This window comes from Psychromonas aquatilis (assembly GCF_038155185.1).
In the GTDB taxonomy this organism is placed as follows: domain Bacteria; phylum Pseudomonadota; class Gammaproteobacteria; order Enterobacterales; family Psychromonadaceae; genus Psychromonas; species Psychromonas aquatilis.
Window position 1 is genome coordinate 1 of record NZ_JBAKAZ010000041.1, and the last position, 18,010, is coordinate 18,010.

The 18,010-nt window shown below is 36.8% G+C and carries 17 protein-coding genes and 1 pseudogene; 8 read left to right on the top strand and 10 right to left on the bottom strand.

The window, feature by feature from the left end:
- Positions 1-77: 77 nt before the first annotated feature.
- Positions 78-461: a 3D domain-containing protein gene (locus tag V6256_RS10835; RefSeq protein WP_341598229.1), complete on the bottom strand. Its 384-nt coding sequence runs from the start codon at positions 459-461 to the stop codon at positions 78-80.
- A gap of 480 nt (positions 462-941) precedes the next feature.
- Between V6256_RS10835 and V6256_RS10840 the strand changes: the two genes are divergently transcribed.
- A complete protein-coding gene (locus V6256_RS10840) occupies positions 942-1,508 on the top strand; it encodes a hypothetical protein (protein ID WP_341598230.1) in 567 nt (188 codons plus the stop codon).
- A gap of 81 nt (positions 1,509-1,589) precedes the next feature.
- On the opposite strand, the gene V6256_RS10845 is transcribed toward V6256_RS10840, so the two are convergent.
- Complete coding sequence (locus V6256_RS10845; protein WP_341598231.1) at positions 1,590-2,315, bottom strand: response regulator; 726 nt, start codon at positions 2,313-2,315, stop codon at positions 1,590-1,592.
- 588 nt (positions 2,316-2,903) lie between these two features.
- On the opposite strand from V6256_RS10845, the gene V6256_RS10850 reads away from it, so the two are divergent.
- The 4 genes from V6256_RS10850 to nspC all read left to right on the top strand — a co-directional run bounded on the left by V6256_RS10850 (position 2,904) and on the right by nspC (position 8,321).
- Positions 2,904-4,316, top strand: a complete 1,413-nt coding sequence (locus V6256_RS10850; RefSeq protein WP_341598232.1) for a diaminobutyrate--2-oxoglutarate transaminase family protein — start codon at positions 2,904-2,906, stop codon at positions 4,314-4,316.
- Entirely contained in the window at positions 4,316-5,794 is a 1,479-nt protein-coding gene (locus tag V6256_RS10855) for a pyridoxal phosphate-dependent decarboxylase family protein (protein WP_341598233.1), read from the top strand. The genes V6256_RS10850 and V6256_RS10855 overlap by 1 nt, the downstream gene beginning before the upstream one ends.
- 97 nt (positions 5,795-5,891) lie before the next feature.
- Positions 5,892-7,112, top strand: a complete 1,221-nt coding sequence (locus tag V6256_RS10860) for a carboxynorspermidine synthase (protein ID WP_341598234.1) — start codon at positions 5,892-5,894, stop codon at positions 7,110-7,112.
- Positions 7,113-7,178: 66 nt separating this feature from the next.
- Positions 7,179-8,321, top strand: coding sequence for a carboxynorspermidine decarboxylase (gene nspC / locus V6256_RS10865; protein ID WP_341598235.1), 1,143 nt, complete (start codon positions 7,179-7,181; stop codon positions 8,319-8,321).
- A gap of 629 nt (positions 8,322-8,950) precedes the next feature.
- Here the strand turns inward: nspC and V6256_RS10870 are convergent.
- Both V6256_RS10870 and V6256_RS10875 read right to left on the bottom strand, forming a co-directional pair.
- Positions 8,951-9,355 carry a tautomerase family protein gene (locus V6256_RS10870; protein WP_341598236.1) on the bottom strand — a complete coding sequence of 135 codons (405 nt, stop codon included), beginning with the start codon at positions 9,353-9,355 and terminating at the stop codon, positions 8,951-8,953.
- A complete protein-coding gene (locus tag V6256_RS10875) occupies positions 9,355-9,681 on the bottom strand; it encodes a carboxymuconolactone decarboxylase family protein (RefSeq protein ID WP_341598237.1) in 327 nt (108 codons plus the stop codon). The genes V6256_RS10870 and V6256_RS10875 overlap by 1 nt, the downstream gene beginning before the upstream one ends.
- Positions 9,682-9,787: 106 nt before the next feature.
- Here V6256_RS10875 and V6256_RS10880 point away from each other — a divergent pair, with 106 nt between their 5' ends.
- The 3 genes and pseudogenes from V6256_RS10880 to V6256_RS10890 form a co-directional block, all read left to right on the top strand.
- Positions 9,788-10,657 (top strand): LysR family transcriptional regulator, encoded by an 870-nt coding sequence (locus V6256_RS10880; RefSeq protein WP_341598238.1) that lies wholly within the window; start codon positions 9,788-9,790, stop codon positions 10,655-10,657.
- A 71-nt stretch (positions 10,658-10,728) separates the two neighbouring features.
- On the top strand, positions 10,729-10,932 hold the full coding sequence (locus V6256_RS10885; protein WP_341598239.1) for a hypothetical protein: 204 nt from the start codon (positions 10,729-10,731) through the stop codon (positions 10,930-10,932).
- Between the two features lie 1,319 nt (positions 10,933-12,251).
- Positions 12,252-12,521: pseudogene (locus V6256_RS10890) on the top strand (transposase); the annotation flags it as partial.
- Between the two features lie 69 nt (positions 12,522-12,590).
- Here the strand turns inward: V6256_RS10890 and V6256_RS10895 are convergent.
- From V6256_RS10895 to secF, 6 genes are all read right to left on the bottom strand, one after another.
- Positions 12,591-14,072, bottom strand: coding sequence for a P-loop ATPase, Sll1717 family (locus V6256_RS10895; RefSeq protein WP_341598240.1), 1,482 nt, complete (start codon positions 14,070-14,072; stop codon positions 12,591-12,593).
- Positions 14,073-14,295: 223 nt separating this feature from the next.
- Positions 14,296-14,679: a hypothetical protein gene (locus tag V6256_RS10900; RefSeq protein WP_341598241.1), complete on the bottom strand. Its 384-nt coding sequence runs from the start codon at positions 14,677-14,679 to the stop codon at positions 14,296-14,298.
- A 414-nt stretch (positions 14,680-15,093) separates the two neighbouring features.
- Positions 15,094-15,369, bottom strand: coding sequence for a DUF4303 domain-containing protein (locus V6256_RS10905; protein ID WP_341598242.1), 276 nt, complete (start codon positions 15,367-15,369; stop codon positions 15,094-15,096).
- Complete coding sequence (locus tag V6256_RS10910) at positions 15,359-15,604, bottom strand: hypothetical protein (RefSeq protein WP_341598243.1); 246 nt, start codon at positions 15,602-15,604, stop codon at positions 15,359-15,361. Before V6256_RS10910 ends, V6256_RS10905 begins: the two co-directional genes overlap by 11 nt.
- 279 nt (positions 15,605-15,883) lie before the next feature.
- Positions 15,884-16,828 (bottom strand): lipoprotein NlpI, encoded by a 945-nt coding sequence (gene nlpI, locus V6256_RS10915; RefSeq protein ID WP_341598244.1) that lies wholly within the window; start codon positions 16,826-16,828, stop codon positions 15,884-15,886.
- 225 nt (positions 16,829-17,053) lie between these two features.
- Positions 17,054-18,001: a protein translocase subunit SecF gene (gene secF, locus V6256_RS10920; RefSeq protein ID WP_341598245.1), complete on the bottom strand. Its 948-nt coding sequence runs from the start codon at positions 17,999-18,001 to the stop codon at positions 17,054-17,056.
- Positions 18,002-18,010: the final 9 nt, after the last annotated feature.

Sequence of the window (18,010 nt, forward strand, 5' to 3'; positions counted from 1 at the left end):
TCTCCCTGCTTGCGTCAAAATAAAAAACCAAAACAAACTTCACCTAAGTAAAATGTAATAAGATTGAGTCACCACTATTACTTTTTATTTTTCGTCCAATGGATGGTCACTTTTCTCCTGCCCCATTGTTTGGCTTTTTGAACATTATTACCCATGTAAATATCGATTTTCTTTTTCCAGCGGTAATGCATTTTATCGAGTACTCTAAATGTGCCCTTAAAACCTTCAATCCGCACTTCTTGATTATGGGTTAATCCCATTTTGATTAAGTCTCTAGAAACAGCAATCGACTTCATACCTGGTTTTAAAGTATCGCCCCAGGCTGCAATGTTAGGCGTGGAGTCAGTCTCACCAGCTCTTGAGGTATAAGCGCTTGCAGTCACCCTTAAAGACTGTTTGGCTTGTATTTCTTCGATCAGAAAAAAAGAACCTAATAAAATAAAAATAGAATAATGAAACATCAGTATCAATTACCTTTTAAATGCACCTATGAAAATAAAAAAGCACTACTCAGTAAGCCTACAGTTCATCAAATTAACTTTGAAAGATCCATTTATATCAGTAAAAACTGTGTAATAGGTGCTGAATTAATGTAGCTAAAGCCAGATAATGCCGTAATCGGTGGCGCAGCAACAGGTATTTATTGATCAAAATAAAGTGAAATTTTAATCGGTAAAAATTTAAAGTTGATTGAATTTTTAACTCAAGCTGTAAAGTATAAGCACAGTGATACTGAAGTTTTCGTTAACATCATAGCAATATCAATAAGCCAGCAGTGATAGCCACTATTTTTAAAGCCTTGATTTAATGCTTAACTAGTGTAATTTTTAACTAAATGTTCACAAAATAATGAGGTTATATATACTCTTAACATATAAGATGACTCATTGATGACGACTAAACATTATTAATCGTAATTAACACACTAAGGCAAACTAAATATGAAGATATTAACGAACATAATTATTTCGATGTTTATACGTCATCGATATTTAGAACATTTTAAACTGCTGTGCATTATTACATTATTATTTGGTATCCCTGCACTGGTATTAAGTTTCCTGTTTGCTTTTGACTTTATTTACGCTGACTCACAGTCCTCCCCTTTTGCGACCTGGGTTGCAGAGTTCTTAACCTCTTTTGTTAATAGCCAAAAAGTTGCTTTCATATTAACCACTTATACTATCGCTTTAACGGTAAATAGCTTTGCTGCAAAATTAGTTAACATTCAAACAAAACGCCCTGATGTAAGTAAAGAGGATTTAATTAAAGAGTTAAAAACAAACACCAGAGCCGTTATCATCACATTAAGTAATGCACTCGGTTTAATAATGATGTTACTGATAGGCGTGTCAATCGTATTACTTGTTGTCGCTTTATTCCGTGGTAATGAATTTAATTTAGACTTTGCTCATATTTTAGAGTCGACCATTGAGTTGATCATATGTGACTTAATCTTATTCAGCATACAAAAGTGGTTGGTTAAAAGTACTATTAAGGCGGATTAATCTAGTTGTAGCACTATCCTCTCTGGTTGATGATAGTGCTTTATCTCGAAACGACTAAGCATGTCAGTCAGTCCCCTTTACCTACTCATTCAATACTTGAACTTCAGCTATCCAAACATAACCTGCCCCACGTAACGTTTTTATAATCTGTGGGCTTTTAGCATCATCACCTAGGTTTTGACGTAAGCGACTAAGATGCACATCGATTCCACGTTCATTAGCAAACGCATTGCGCCCATGTAATGCTTGGCAAATCCTATCTCTAGAGATAACTTGGTTAGGATTGTCGAGAAATAACATCAATAATTGAAAATCAGCCCCCGTTAAAGATAAGGCTTCGTGCTCATCACTGCTTAAACTATGCTGTAACGTATCTAGCTTCCAACCGGAAAATTGGATATATCTTGGTTTTGTTGTTGGCACTGTCTCTTGATGGAATGCACTGCGGCGTAATAGTGCTTTAACGCGCGCCAATAATTCGCGTGGACTAAAGGGTTTCGCCATATAGTCATCGGCCCCAATCTCTAAACCTAATACTCTATCCACTTCATCGGAATTGGCAGTTAGCATAATAATCGGGACATTAGATTCTTGTCTCACACGTTGGCATAAAACAAAACCATCATCGCCCGGCATCATCACATCAAGAATAATAAGGTCAGGTTGACTTATTTTAAGTTGTAGTGCCATTTCAATGCCATCTGCAGCCGAGTTAACAGAAAACCCCATCTTAGTTAAATATTCAGATAATAACTCGCGGATCGATTGATCATCATCAACGACTAATATTTGTTTGATATTTGACACATTAGCTCACTTGTTTACAACATTGTGTATTTTATTCAGAAATAATTATTTTAAACCAGATAGTTATGATCAACCAAGTCAGATGGCTAGTTTATTTAAGAGTATTGATAGAACCCCCACAAATGAAAAGAAAATGATCTAAATTATCCATAATGGATAGAGAGATACATTTATTTAAAATCAATAGGTTAGTAGCATCTTATTTTTTATTTAAATAAAGTACTTTTACACTTGCACGAATTATAAACGATGTTAGAATGCGCGCGATTTTATAAATCACCCCATATTTTAAATAACGAAACGACTTAAAGGAGGTTTTTACAATGCAATATATTTACATTGATTCATCTGAACCTCTTATTCGTTATTTAACACCTCAAGAACAATATTTATTAAAACTTAGAGAGCCACTGACTGTAGAACCTTGAGTTTAAACAGTCTACGCATATTTTGTGTCAACCAAGCACATTGTATTTAAGTTTTATATTTATCTGTCATTAAAAATTATTGCTATTCATATTTTATATATCTGATTATTTAAATAAGCAGAATTTTCTGTTGTATTTTTTCAATTTAGCGGAGCGTAACATGTCTAACGTCCTAAATTTAGCACCAGAGTGCCACCCAACAAATGAGCTCGAAGTACCTGTAGTGAGGTCGGCTTATGACTTAACGCCCGATCAAGTGTTATTAAGCCAAGAGCATTATGAGTCTGAAGTACGCTCATACCCTCGTCGCTTACCTATTGCGATTAAAACAAGTCGTGGTGTGATTGTTGAAGATACCAAAGGACAAGTTTATCTAGATTGTTTAGCAGGCGCAGGCGCATTACCATTAGGTTATAACCACAGTGAGATAAACCAAGTATTGATTAATCAAATCAATGCAGGTGTCCCTTATCAAACCTTAGATTTAACAACGCCAAGTAAAGAAGCATTTACTAAAGCTGTTATGCAATTTTTACCGACTAATTTCGCCAAAACTGCGCGCATTCAATTTTGTGGACCTTCTGGTGCAGACGCCGTTGAAGCAGCTATTAAATTAGCAAAGCTCTATACCAAGCGTAATACCATGCTCTCGTTCCATGGCGCTTATCACGGTATGACCAATGGTTCATTAGCGCTTACCGGTAACTTAGGTGCAAAAAGTCGTCGCACAGGTTTAATGTCGGATGTTCATTTTATGCCTTTTCCATACCATTTACGTTGTAAATTTGGTTTAGGTGGCGAGCAAGGTGCTTCACAAAGTATTCGTTATATTGAGTCTGTTTTATGTGATGATGAATCAGGCATAACCAAACCCGCTGCAATCATTGTTGAGCCTATTCAAGGCGAAGGCGGTGTTCTCCCTGCCCCTAAAGAATGGCTACAAGCATTACGCCGTATTACTACTGAGCATGGCATTCTATTAATATTTGATGAAATTCAATGTGGAATTGGGCGTAGTGGTGATCATTTTGCTTTTGAAGCATCTGGTATTGAACCTGATATATTAATTTTATCAAAAGCAATTGGTGGCAGTATGCCGATGTCAGTTATCTTATTTCATGAAAAGTTTGATTGTTGGAGTGCCGGTGAACATACAGGGACATTCCGTGGTAACCAACTTGCAATGGCAAGTGGTGCTAAAACATTAGAAATTATTCAACGTGATAATTTAACGGAGAATGCGGCAACACGCGGAGAACAATTACGCAGTGGATTACGTCGTATACAAGCTAACTTCCCACAAATCGGTGAAGTGCGCGGCCGCGGCTTAATGAATGGGGTAGAAATGATTAAGCCGGGTCAAATAAACAACTTAGGCCACCCTGAAGCCGATCCTGAATTAGCAGCAAAAATTCAACGTGCAGCACTTGAACTCGGTTTGATTATTGAAAAAGGTGGACGTCAAGGTGCAGTATTACGCTTCTTGCCGCCATTAATCATCAGTGAAGTACAAATAAATTTTGTCATTGATACGTTTGAAAAGGCCATTCAGCTAGCAGCGGGTGCTCAATAATGACATGGTCTAACAATTGGTCTCAGTATTTTGCTCAACTTGGAGATAACCAAGCTTTTGAGCAAGCAACTAAGCAGACTCAACAAGCAATCAATCAACTATTTCAGGAGGCCAACGCGCCTTACTCTGGACTTGAGCCTGTGCAATTGAAAGCACAAATTAATGCGGTGGATTTTTCAACACCCAGTTCATTAGAAAATGTTATCCAAGAAACTAATGCGCTGATTGCTAAAAACTCCTTGCTTGTTCAGCACCCTCATACGATTGCGCATTTGCATACGCCGCCTTTAATTGCATCAATTGTCGCAGAGCATTTTATCGCCGCTTTGAATCAATCAATGGATTCATGGGATCAAGCACCCGCAGCGACGTTTGTAGAGCAAAAAATAGTGGATTGGTTATGTGACATTTATCAATTAGGTGAGCGCGCTGATGGTGTCTTTACTAGCGGTGGAACACAAAGTAATTTAATGGGATTGCTATTAGCTCGTGATTGGTTTGCTTACCAACAATCGCAACATGATGTACAGCAAAATGGCTTACCTGAGTACTCATCTAAAATGCGTATTATTTGCTCTGATAAAAGCCACTTTACAGTACAAAAATCCGCGTCATTAATGGGACTTGGCGAACGCAGTGTCGTATTAGTAAAAACCAACGTTCAAGGCAAAATTGATACTCAAGCGTTACAACACACTATTGATACATTAAAAGCTGATGGGTTATTACCTTTTGCGGTGGTTGCAATGGCAGGCACGACAGACCACGGTGCTATTGATGATCTACAAACCGTTGTTGATATTGCAAAAGCAGCAGGTTGTTGGTCACATGTCGATGGCGCGTATGGCGCTGCACTACAATTAAGCGAACAGCATAAATCACGGTTAAAAGGCATTGAATCAGCAGACTCAATTAGCGTCGACTTCCATAAACTCTTCTATCAAACAATTAGTTGTGGTGCCCTGCTAATTAAAGATAAAGCAAACTTTAATACATTATTACATCACGCCGACTATTTAAACCGAGAAGGCGATGAATTACCAAACTTAGTGGATAAAAGCATTGCAACAACCAAGCGTTTTGATGCATTAAAAATGTTCATGACATTAAAGGCTGTAGGCGTAAAACAGTTTGGTGAGTTTTATGATTATTTATTATCGTTAACACAACAAGTTGCGACAAAGATCCAACAACACAAGCATTTTGAGCTATGTTGCACGCCTCTATTATCAACTGTTTTATTTCGCTTATCTTCGGAAATTCAGGGTGATTTAAGCGACCAGCAATTTAATCAATTACACCAAACGTTACGCTTACAGTTACTTACCTCGGGTAATGCTGTGATTGCAGAAACAAAAGTTGATGGCAAGTTAGTACTTAAATTTACGTTACTTAGCCCATGTTTAACGCTTAGTGATTTTGATTTATTACTGGAAAAAATTGAACACAGTACACTTGCACTAATCAACACAAAATAATTAATAAACAATGAGATAACTAACACGGATTACGTTGTTAAGCCGTCGTTAGTTAAAAATAATTTAAAGAAATCGTATATAAAGAATAGGAATGTCAATGTCTATACTACAAATTGGCGCCGGTGGCGTAGGTTGGGTTATCGCACATAAGTGTGCACAAAATAATGATGTATTTGGTAATATTACTATTGCTTCTCGCACCCTTTCAAAGTGTGAAAAAATCATCACCTCTATCAAAGGGCGTAACAACCTAAAAGATACGTCTAAAACAATTAATGCTGTTGCCATTGATGCAGATGATATTGAATCATTGATTGCATTAATTGAAGATGTTCAACCTAAACTGGTTATTAACGCTGGACCGCCATGGGTGAACGTTAAAATAATGGAAGCTTGTGTACAAACCAAAACAGCTTACTTAGATACCTCAGTTGCGACTGATTTATGTAGCCCAGGCCAGCAAGTACCTGAAGCTTACGATCCACAATGGGCCTTTACAGAGCGCTTTAAAGAAGCCGGAATCACAGGTATTTTAGGTGCAGGTTTTGATCCAGGTGTAGTGAGTGTATTTGCTACTTATGCCCACAAACACTTGTTCGACGAAATTGATAGCATCGATGTGATGGATGTTAATGCTGGTGACCACGGTCAAAAATTTGCCACTAACTTTGACCCTGAAACCAATATGCTCGAGATCCAAGGTGACTCTTTTTATTATGAAGATGGAAAATGGAATCAAGTGCCTTGTCATAGTCGTATGATGGAATTTGACTTCCCTGTTGTCGGTAAACAAAAAGTCTACTCAATGGCACACGATGAAGTACGCTCTATGGCCGAGTTCATTCCTGCTAAACGTATCGAGTTTTGGATGGGCTTTTCAGACAGTTACTTAAACTTCTTTAACGTTATGCGCACTATTGGTTTATTGGATACCAAACCGGTTACAACCTGTGACGGCATTACCGTTGAACCACTTAAAGTATTAAAAGCGATACTACCTGATCCAACATCACTCGCACCTGGTTACACAGGTAAAACCTGTATTGGTACTTGGTTACGTGGTAAAAAAGAAGGTAAAGCAAAAAGTATCTTTATTTATAATATTTGTGACCATAAAGCGTCATATAATGAGGTTGAACACCAAGCAATCTCTTACACAACGGGTGTACCAGCGATCACAGCCGCACTGTTATACTTCCAAGGTAAGTGGAGTGACAAAGGCCTGTTTAATGTTGAACAATTAAACCCGGATCATTTTTTAGATTTAATGCCAACAATAGGCTTAAGCTGGGAAGTGATGGAGCTTGAAGCTGAATAAGCTTCACTTCAATTAATATCAATTCAAGGCGACATCAAGTTCGCCTTTATTTTATTTGGGCATGCCATGATATCAAGCACACAACCACTTAATAAAGAAAGTTTAAACACGCCTTATTTCATGATCAATGAACAAGCATTGATTAATAATCTTGAAAAGGCCAAAAAGCTAAAAGAGATTTCAGGTGCTAAATTAGTCTTAGCCTTAAAATGTTTTTCTACTTGGGGCACATTTGACACCATCAAACCCTATCTAGATGGCACAACAAGCTCTGGTCCCTATGAAGTAAAGCTTGGGCATGAGACTTTTGGCGGTGAAACACATGCCTATAGTGTTGGCTATTCAAATGCGGATATTGAAGCGGTAAAACCACTAGCAGATAAGATAATATTCAACTCCTTATCGCAACTCAATGCACATTATGAAACTTGCCATCAAAGTGCCTCATTAGGTTTAAGAATTAATCCAGAAATGAGCGTAGCAGGACAGGACTTGGCTAACCCAGCACGTCCCTATTCTCGCCTTGGTGTGAAACAACAATTACTCGACTTAACAGTATTAAATAAAGTTGATGGTTTTATGTTTCATATGAATTGTGAAAATAAAGACGTTGATGCTTTCATTGCCGTATTAGATCATATCTCTTCAACCTTTGCTGACTATTTAGATAAATTAGATTGGTTAAGCTTAGGTGGCGGTATCTTTTTTACTTACCCTGATTACCCAATTGAAAAATTAGGGTTAGCATTAAAGGCATTCTCGGAGAAACACCAATTACAAGTTTACCTAGAGCCAGGTGAAGCAATAATCACACGTACCGCTGATTTAGTGGTCAGTGTTATCGATATTGTCGAAAATGAAAAACAAACAGCGATTGTTGATAGCGCAACAGAAGCACATCGTTTAGATACCTTAATCTACAATGAACCTGCATCAGTTAAAGAAGCAAGCGATACAGGAACGCATCCCTATATTATTGGCTCTTGTTCTTGTTTAGCCGGCGATCAGTTTTGTGAAACACAATTTGATGAGCCGTTAAAAATAGGTCAAAAACTACATTTACTAGACAGTGCAGGTTATACCATGGTCAAACTGAATTGGTTTAATGGTTTAAAAATGCCAAGTATTTACTTTGAAAAAGTAGATGGTGAAATTAAGCTATTGAATGAGTTTGGATATGAGGATTTTAAAGCAACATTAGGTAAGTAGTTATTCAGCCTAGAAATGTACTGCTTTTTAGCTCCCCCACTTCAGCGTTTATAGTCCCCATGGTCTGCGTGGGGATCCCCTAACTCCCATGCTCTGTGTGGGACTTGATATTTCTACCATATTATTGACTGATTTGATTGCCCTTTAACTCGCCTTCGCTCATTGTGGCATTGAGATGATTAATTGCAGTATGTTCGCCCTGTCGGCAACTCCACTTTTTCTTGGTCAGAAGAAACTTTTTACCCACAACAGGCAAAAAGACTGACACCGAATCGCTTTCTTATAAAATCAAATCAATCATTGTAAACGCACCGTTTCGGACGTACAAGGGGCAAGCAGCGCTTAGCCCGCTCATAACACTATGCTGTCGCATAAATCGCTCCATGCACTAGCCTCAACTAACCCAAACATCCTGTTTGGCTTTACTAAAATGAATTCATTGATTGGGAAAGCTTAACGGTGACCATGCCGTAGCCACATTAGTGTGAGACTTCTCCGCCTCAAAGTCTGTGAAAAGCTGAATAATAATAGCGAACACCCATTAATTAAAGGCTATAAAATCAATTAATTACAATTAAAAAGTCGATGGGTGTCCAGCACTTTCCAAGCACTTTACCATCACTTTATTATCATTTTATGTTTCCTTTTATATCACTAGCAGAAAGGCCCGATGAAAAAGACCAATCCTCTCGATTATTGAATTGAAGTATCACCATAACATCTTCTTTATTAATATTCGTACGCTGCACGAGACATTCACAAAGCGCTTTATACAATGCGCGCTTTTGCTCTTGACTACGTGGTTTTCCTGCGAATATATGAAATAAAATACCAGCGTCATTTCGTCCTTCTGTTAGGTCCGGATAATATTTATCAAAAACCTTTTGTTGCTGGCTATGAACATCAAATAGCTGAAAACAATCCCCCTTCGGAACATCGAAATATGTTTCTAAACACTGCTGTAAAATAACTGAAACTTCCTGTTGATGAGTTTCAAATAGTTCACGATTCATTGATATACGTGTAAAAGGCATTAGCAATCCCTCAGTGTATTCATTTCACCTAATCGTTCTATCGCAGAAGCGGCCGTTGGCCACCCAGTATAAAAAGCCAGATGCGTTATTGTTGCGCTCAACTCTTCTACACTAATACCATTACTCAAGGCTCGGGTTAAATGCCCTGGAAGTTGTTCAACTCGATTTAAGGAAACCAACGCTGCAACGGTAATCAAACTACGTTCTCGTTGAGTTAACGTTTGTTCTGTCCACACTTCACCAAACAAGACATCAAGCGTAAGATTATGAAATTGAGGAGCCACTTTGCTAAACATAGTAAGCAGCTCTTGTTCTTTAGTCGTCATATACTTCTCCTAGATGATTTAATTCATGGGTAATTATAAGTTGACTTTTTAATTTGAAAAATCAAAACTATTAAAACAAACAGTTTTGATTTTATGGATGATTAACATGCGTAATTTAGATTTAGATGCCCTAAGGTGTTTTGTACTTGGTATCGAGTTAGGTAACTTTGCACTTGCTTCTGAACGACTTAATCGTTCGCCTTCAGCTGCTAGCGCTCAACTTAAAAAACTGGAACAACAATGCAATACAGCCTTGGTTACTAAAGTTGGTCGGCACCTTCGACCAACCGAGGCAGGGGAAATAATTTTGGCTTATGCTCGACGTATGCTGAAATTAAACGATGAAGCACTGCATCGACTAGGTGGAAATACACTAGAGACTAAAGTCGCTTTTGGTTTACAAGAAGACTTCAGCGAAGTGTTATTACTTCAATTATTGGGTGCATTTTCACGTTTTCACCCTCAATTACAACTTCAATCATTTGTGGGTCGCCATAAAGCACTCATCTCAGGGATCCAATCTGGCGATTTAGACTTTTCATTAGGTTGGGAAGGCGAAAAAGCAGCTCCATACAGTGAGTTGTTGGCAGAATTACCACTACATTGGTATGGTCCAATCAATGCACACTTAAAGGAATCCGTTCAATTGTCTAAACCCATTCCCTTAGTCATGCTTGATGGCGTTTGTGGCATAAAACAACAAGCGACACAAGCATTAGACCATCATGGAATCCCCTGGAAAATTAATTTTGTGGGGAGAAGTTTAAGTGATCTATGGCGAGCGGTTGAAGCAGGATTAGGTATTACGGTTCGCTCCTCCTTTGGTCAACCAGATACTGTGACTAGATTAGATGGGTTACCTAAACTTGGTAGCCTGCGAGTGTGCTTAGATCGCAGTAAATATCAGCTAGAGGAAGTGCAACAGCAGTTATACGATGAGTTAAAGCAACAGCTTTTAAAGTACCTTGTAAAATAATTAAAACAAAATAGTAGCTCTCCATTAGTTGAAGGCTATAAAATCAATTAATTACAACTTAAAGTCGATGGGTGTCCAGCCTTTACCAGTTTGATGAGCCGTTAGAAATAGGTCAAAAACTACATTTACTAGACAGTGCTGGTTATACCATGGTCAAATTGAACTGGTTTAATGGTTTAAAAATGCCAAGTATTTACTTTGAAAAAGTAGATGGTGAAATTGAACTATTGAATGAGTTTGGATATGAAGATTTTAAAGCAACTTTAGGCAAGTAGTTATTCAGCGCAGAAATGGTACTGCTTTTTAGTTCCCGTACTTCAACGTATATAGTCCTCATGGTCTGCATGGGGATATCCTAGTTCCCATGCTCCCTGTGGGAATTGATATTTCTACGATATTATTGACTGATTTGATTGCCCTTTAACTGGTCTTCGCTCGTCGTTGTTTTGAGATGATTAATTGCAGTATGTTCGCGATGTCGGCGACTTTTTCTTGGTCAGAAGAAACTTTTTACCCACAACAGTCAAAAAGACTGACACCGAATCACTTTCTTATCCAATCCAATCACTCATTTTAAACGTACCGTTTCGGACATACAAGGGGCAAGCAGCGCTTAGCCCGCTCATAACACTATGCTGTCGCATAAATCGCTCCATGCACTAGCCTCAACTAATCTAAACATCCTATTTGGCTTTACTAAAATGAATTCAATGATTGGGAAAGCTCAACGGTGACCATATCGCAGCCACATTAGCGTGAGACTTCTCCGCCCCTAAAGTCTGTGAAAAGCTGAATAATAATAGCGAACACTCATTAATTAAAGACTATAAAATCAATTAATTACAATTTAAAGTCAATGGGTGTCCAGTCTTTACCTCGATATTATTGACTAATTTGATTGCCCTTTAACTGGTCTTTGCTCGTTGTGGTATTGAGATCATTAATTGCAGTATGTTTACCCTATCGGCGACTTGACTTTTTCTTGGTCAGAGGAAACTTTTTACCCACAGCAGGCAAAAAGACTGACACTGAATAGCTTTCTTATCCAAGCAAATCACTCATTTTAAACGCAATGTTTCGGACGCACATCCATGCACTAGCCTCAACTAATCTAAACATCCTGTTTAGCCTTACTAAAATGAATTCAATGAGTAGTTTTCCAATATTTAATTGCTTTAACTCGTCTTCGCTCGTTGTAGCGTTTAGATGATTAATTTCAGTATTTTCGCCCTGTCAGCGACTTTACTTTTTCTTGCTCAGAAGAAACTTTTTACCCACAACAGGCAAAAAGACTGACACCGAATAGCTTTCTTATCCAATCAAATCACTCATTTTAAACGTACCGTTTCGGACGTGCATCCATCCACTAGCCTCAACTAATCCAAACATCCTGCTTGGCTTTACTAAAAAGAATTCATCGATTGGAAAAGCTCAACGGTGACCATATCGCAGCCACATTAGCGTGAGACTTCTCCGCCTTAAAGTCTGTGAAAAGCTGAATAATAATAGTGATACCCATTAATTAAGATCTAAAAAATCAATTAATTACAACTTAAAGTCGATGGGTGTCCAGTCTTTTCTCCAGTCTTTTCCAAATAAACAAGCAGCGTCCTTAATTGGTGTAGCCCCATTTAATAAAGAAAGTGGCTGTTATGAAGGTCAACGAAACATACGTGGTGGCCGCCATAAAATAAGAACCGTCATGTACATGGCAATGATGTCAGCAATGCAGTGTAATCCCGTTTTCAAAAACACATATCAACGATTAGTGACCGCAGGAAAGCCAAAGAAAACAGCAATAATAGCCTGCGTTCGCAAGATGGTTATCATATTAAATTCGATGGTTAGAGATGGTGTCATGTGAGATCCTAAAATGAATTAAAATTAGGATTTGACACCATAGTCACTTGTTAGCTGCGATTACACACTGAATTTAATAGAAATCTTGAAATTGATGTTCAAATACAGTGTGAGTTAATAGCTTATGGTCATGGTCTAAGTTCAACTCTGCTCCATAAGTATGGCCCTTTAAAAATTTATACTTAAAGAACACATGCCCTTTCGAGTTTCTCATACCAAGAAATGAACGATTATATAAGTCTTTTAAAACTTCTTGAGCATCTAAATCTGAGTCTTCGAAAAGAGGAAGTAATTCAGATATTTTAGATTCATCATCATGAACTTTTTTAAGTATTTTAATAATAAGCTTGATTTCTTCCTTAGAATAAAAGGAAGATAATTCATTTTGAAACTCTCTTTGAATATGTTGCCCGTAACTACGTGCTAATTTCTGAGTTTCATCATTTGTTAAAGGATATTTAAATTCTTCGCTATTTAAAGGCTCAAAAAAAGCAATTAAATCCCTTGGTCTGCAAAAAGTTTTGTTTATAACGTCTTTAAACAATGTGTTAGTTAAGTTAAGCCATGTTGCATTATTGATACCTTGTGCTTCTTTGAATGCTCTTGAAATTCGTCTTTCAATAAATGCTCTTAAATCTGGTGTATCATCTCCCTTACAGTACCAATTTAAAGTTGTGCTGTATGATGAGAAAAGTTTATTCAAATCACTTTCCCTACTCGAAAGTAACCTCTCAACATCATCTCTTAATAAAATGAGGCATTTAAAGTTATAACGATCCCACTTATGGTTGAGTTGTTTTGTTGCACGTAGAAGAGCAATCAAGTTTGAAACACTATCTTTGCTTGACGAATTAAAGCCGATATCTAGGTCATCAAAGATAAGACAATAAGTATTATCATTAGCGGTTCTAGATGCGCACGCTAATAATTTATTAATCACTTTTTCCAAGTCAGGTAAAACTTCATAAATTGAAGGGCTATTTTTCACTTGTTTGACAGAAGTTAAATCATTAGTTTTCATAAAAGATTTAAGTGGTTTTGCATCAATTCCCAATTCGAAGTTAGTCCCATTAGATCTAGATAACTCCACATTAGCCACTTTTCTTTCTGTGATTCTTACACCGCCTCTATTGATTTCAATGAATTCTTTAAGTTTGTCGAAAGATTTTAAATCACCAAAAAGGTGTTCATGTTTCAGTAGTAATTCTATTAAGGTGACCATTACGAGCCACTTGTAAAAATCAAGACCAAGTACACTACCAGATTCAAGCCCTTGCAAATTTAATTCACGTTCAATTGCATCGTGTTTTATTATTTCACATTCATCTGTTGGATCATTTTCCATTGTTTGAAAAATATAACTAGCAAGTGCACTTTTACCAGCACCTTTTCTTCCAATTACAATAAATTTTTGACTAGATAGATCTTCGAGAACTCCTAGATCGTCATGGAATACATCAATTAATTTTACTGAAGAAGATGCACTCGATTCTGCTTCTGCTTCCATAATACCTAGATTAATTTTAGAGGATTTATTACCTTTTTTAAAAAACACAATTACAACTCCCATTTTGTATATATTGATATATTTCTTGGTCAACTAGAACAGTTCAGAATTACTGCAATGTTTTAGTAGCTAACGCCGCGTTCATCAGCTTGTCTGGAATTAATAATATCGGACACCCATTAATTGAAGGCTATAAAATCAATTAATTACAACTTAAAGTCGATGGGTCCAGTCTTTATCTGATGGTTGAATTAATTCAGATTTAACCTTGTTAGTTGCCTGTAGATGACCACATTTTTGCCAATGAAAAGGTATCAAACGTTTCACTTGTTATTAAGCCCAAAGCAACAAAACCGACAAACCCTAACCCAATTAAGTAAATCATATTTTCTAACAAACCATCGATTGTCTGTTGCCACCAAGGAATACCTTGATACGCTCGACGAAGTATTGGATAAATAAGTATTCCTTTATAAAACATCCAGATACAGCAAAATACAAATGAAATTGAAGCTAAGCCACTTGCATTAGTACTAGCTAAAGAAGAAATGCCCATCCCAAATGCAAATACACCAACAACATCATTAGAGAAGGTGTTGTGAGAAGCTACAATATGCTTCTGCTCTTCAGGCATAAATATACTTCTTTGACTCATATATGATATCCAAACTTGAGGGCAATTAACGAGGCGGTAGAATTTCTCATTTCCAGCCTGATTATTTAAAATAAATAACCACATTAATTCATATTTAGTTGAGATTCCAATAGATAATTCGGATTTTCAATAAATGATTGATTAATTTGAGCTGTAGAGGCGTTAATGAGGGTAATTAGACTATATTATTGAGGTTAAAGGGCTTAGCCCTTGGCTTAATGTAAACTATTCCTTAACTTCTCTATATTATGAACAAGACAATACATTTTTCCATTAGGTATTCACTTTATCTTGGCCGAGAAGAAAATAGCGGATCCACACTAATTGAAGGCTATAAAATCAATTAATTACAACTTAAAGACGATGGGTGTCCAGTAAAGTGGGGGAAGATTATAGTCCTGCTTTAATATCTTGTTAGTTAGATTGAGACTGTGAGCTTTCCCATTTTTTTAATGTAGATTGAGAGTTTAATTGTTTATTAGCTTTCCTAGCATTCAAAATCATATTGTCACTTGGATCTGTGCTGACGACGGTTAAAAAAACATCATCAGAAAAAACACCTTCTAGCTTTAATTCATGCAATGCATTTACAAATGAATCGTAAGTTTCTCTAACAATTTCTTCAAATTTATCTTCGTATTCATCATCATATTGCTTTTCTAATCTCTCTTCAATTAATTTACGTAGCATCGAATAACTCTGGCTTATAATCAATTCTCCACTCTACTGGTGAAAACTCATAATTCGATTCAGTCGATTTCTGAATGTTTGTAACATGAAAAATTGTCATTGCACTATCATCAGTACATAAAGCATATCCAGTAACCGAACCCTTTCCATATTTACTTTCAATATTTTCGAATGATTTTTTAGAGGCTATTTTTATTCTTGTTTTTAGTTCTTTAAAATCTATGATATTTGACATACTTTAACTCGATTGAAATTTAGCAACTAATGCTTTGCTAAGCGGAAAAGAAAAGCTGGATATAATCGTGAAGCAATACAAAGTAGCATCCCCTATTAACCAAGGCTACAAAATCAATTAATTACAATTTAAAGTGGATGGTGAAATTGAACTGCTGAATGAATTTAGTTCTCAAGACTTTAAAAATACAAGGGAAATAAAGACTTAAACATATTTTTAATATGTGAATTGCTAATAGTCAAACGGATACTATTGATGTTATCCGTTTGACTTTTATATTTATAACGCTTGTTGCTCTTGCTGCGCTTCTTCTGCATCTTTTAGCAATTTACTTTGTATCGTTGCTAAATCAATAATCGCATACTTATACTCAATAAACTCTTTGACGTTTGTCGCGACACTTAACTTCAGATAATAGATACCTTGCGTTAAATTATTATTATTCATATGCCAATGTCCTAAATAATAATAAGCTTCACATAAACGTTGCGCTAAGTCTTCATTGCCTTCTGCCGCGTTAGCAATATTATCAAAAAAGACTTTTTCAGATAAATCACCGCTAATTACATCAACAATATTCCATGCAAAACGGTCATCAACTGAGTCTACTTTTGCTTTTTTCAATTCATCTAAAGCCATCACAGGGTCAGCATTTGCATCAATAATATAACGCCATAGAATACGATAAGGATCATTTGTGTCCAATTCGTAGAAATGCTTAATATCTTCTTGTGCTACTTCATCTCGACCAACAATAGATGATGTCACCGCACGATGTAAATAGCTATATTGCATATCATCAGATAACTCAATAGCAGCATCAAATGCATCGAACGCTTCGTTATAAGCACCGCCTAAGGTTAAGTAAACACCCAGCGAGTTATAGGCTTCAGCTAAGGTTGGGTCAAGGCTGATAGCCTGCATGAAATCATATCGGCTATGTGCCCCCATCCCTATTCGGTCATAAATCAAGCCACGCTGATATAACATAAGCGCACGCTCTTTATCATCAACTTCCGATTTCTCTGCAATCATTTGATTAATGCGTAGGAGTTTAACTTCATCTTGATAAGTAACTTGCAATGGCACCGCTAAAGGAAAAACAGAGCTACCGTGACCTGTTGCAGCTAAGGTGTAACTGTCTTCTTGGCTTTGGGTAGTTGAACATGCAGTAAGAGTAGAAAAAGAGAAAACTAATAATAATTCTTTAAAGGAAATTTTCATGCATCGGCCCTTTTATATAAGAAACTTAAGAGTGAACTATATCTTTGATAAAGTAAAGTTTTAGGTCTTTAAATTAATACCTATTAAGTGATATTCATTAAAAAGCTAAATTGAGATTTTCTGTGACAGATAAGGTAATTAAATCAATAATATTAATGATGGTAGATAATAAAAAAGCACTGCAATGCAGTGCTTTTAAGTAACAGCTAATTCAAAAAACAATCACTACATAATTGCTTCTTGATCTGCACCTTCTTTCTCGATTACTTCAGGGATCATATGCTCACGACAGATGCCTAATCTAATAGCTAATGCACTCGCCACATAAATCGAAGAATAAGTACCAACAAAAATACCAATCAATAAAGCCGTTGCAAAACCGTGAATCAACTCACCACCCACTAAGAACAATGAAATTAAAGTAAAGATCGTTGTTCCTGATGTGATAATCGTTCTGCTCAGTGTTTGCGTTAATGATTTATCAACAATCTGCTCAGGTGTATCCGTAGTAATACGACGGAAATTTTCACGAATTCGGTCAAATACAACAATCGTATCATTTAACGAATAACCGACAACCGCTAATAATGCAGCCAATACCGTTAAATCAAATTCGATTTGGAATAACGAGAAAACACCTAATGTGATAATGATATCATGAGCCAAAGCAAGCACAGAGCCCATTGCTAAACGCCATTCAAATCGCATACTAACGTAAATCATGATACAAATTAAAGCGATAATAATAGCAAGACCGCCATTCTCAGCAAGCTCATCACCCACATTTGGACCAACAAACTCAAGTCGACGCATACTAACGTCACCTAAATCAGCAGCTCTTAATGAATCAAGCACTTGATTGCCTATCACTTGCCCTTTAACTCCATCGCGAGGCGCAAGACGTATCATCACATCATGACTGCTCCCAAAATGCTGAACAACAGCATCAGGAAATTCAGCGGCTTCTAGCGTACTACGTACCTCAACCAAATTAGCTGGCTGTTCAAAGCCAACTTCAATTAATGTACCGCCGGTAAAATCTAGTCCCCAGTTTAACCAGTTAACGGTTAATGAACCGATAGAAATGACCACTAAAATCAGCGATAACAAAGTTGCAGGTTTTGCAAACTTCATGAAGTTAAGCGTTCGTTTCGTTTTGATTATTTCAAACATAATTAACCC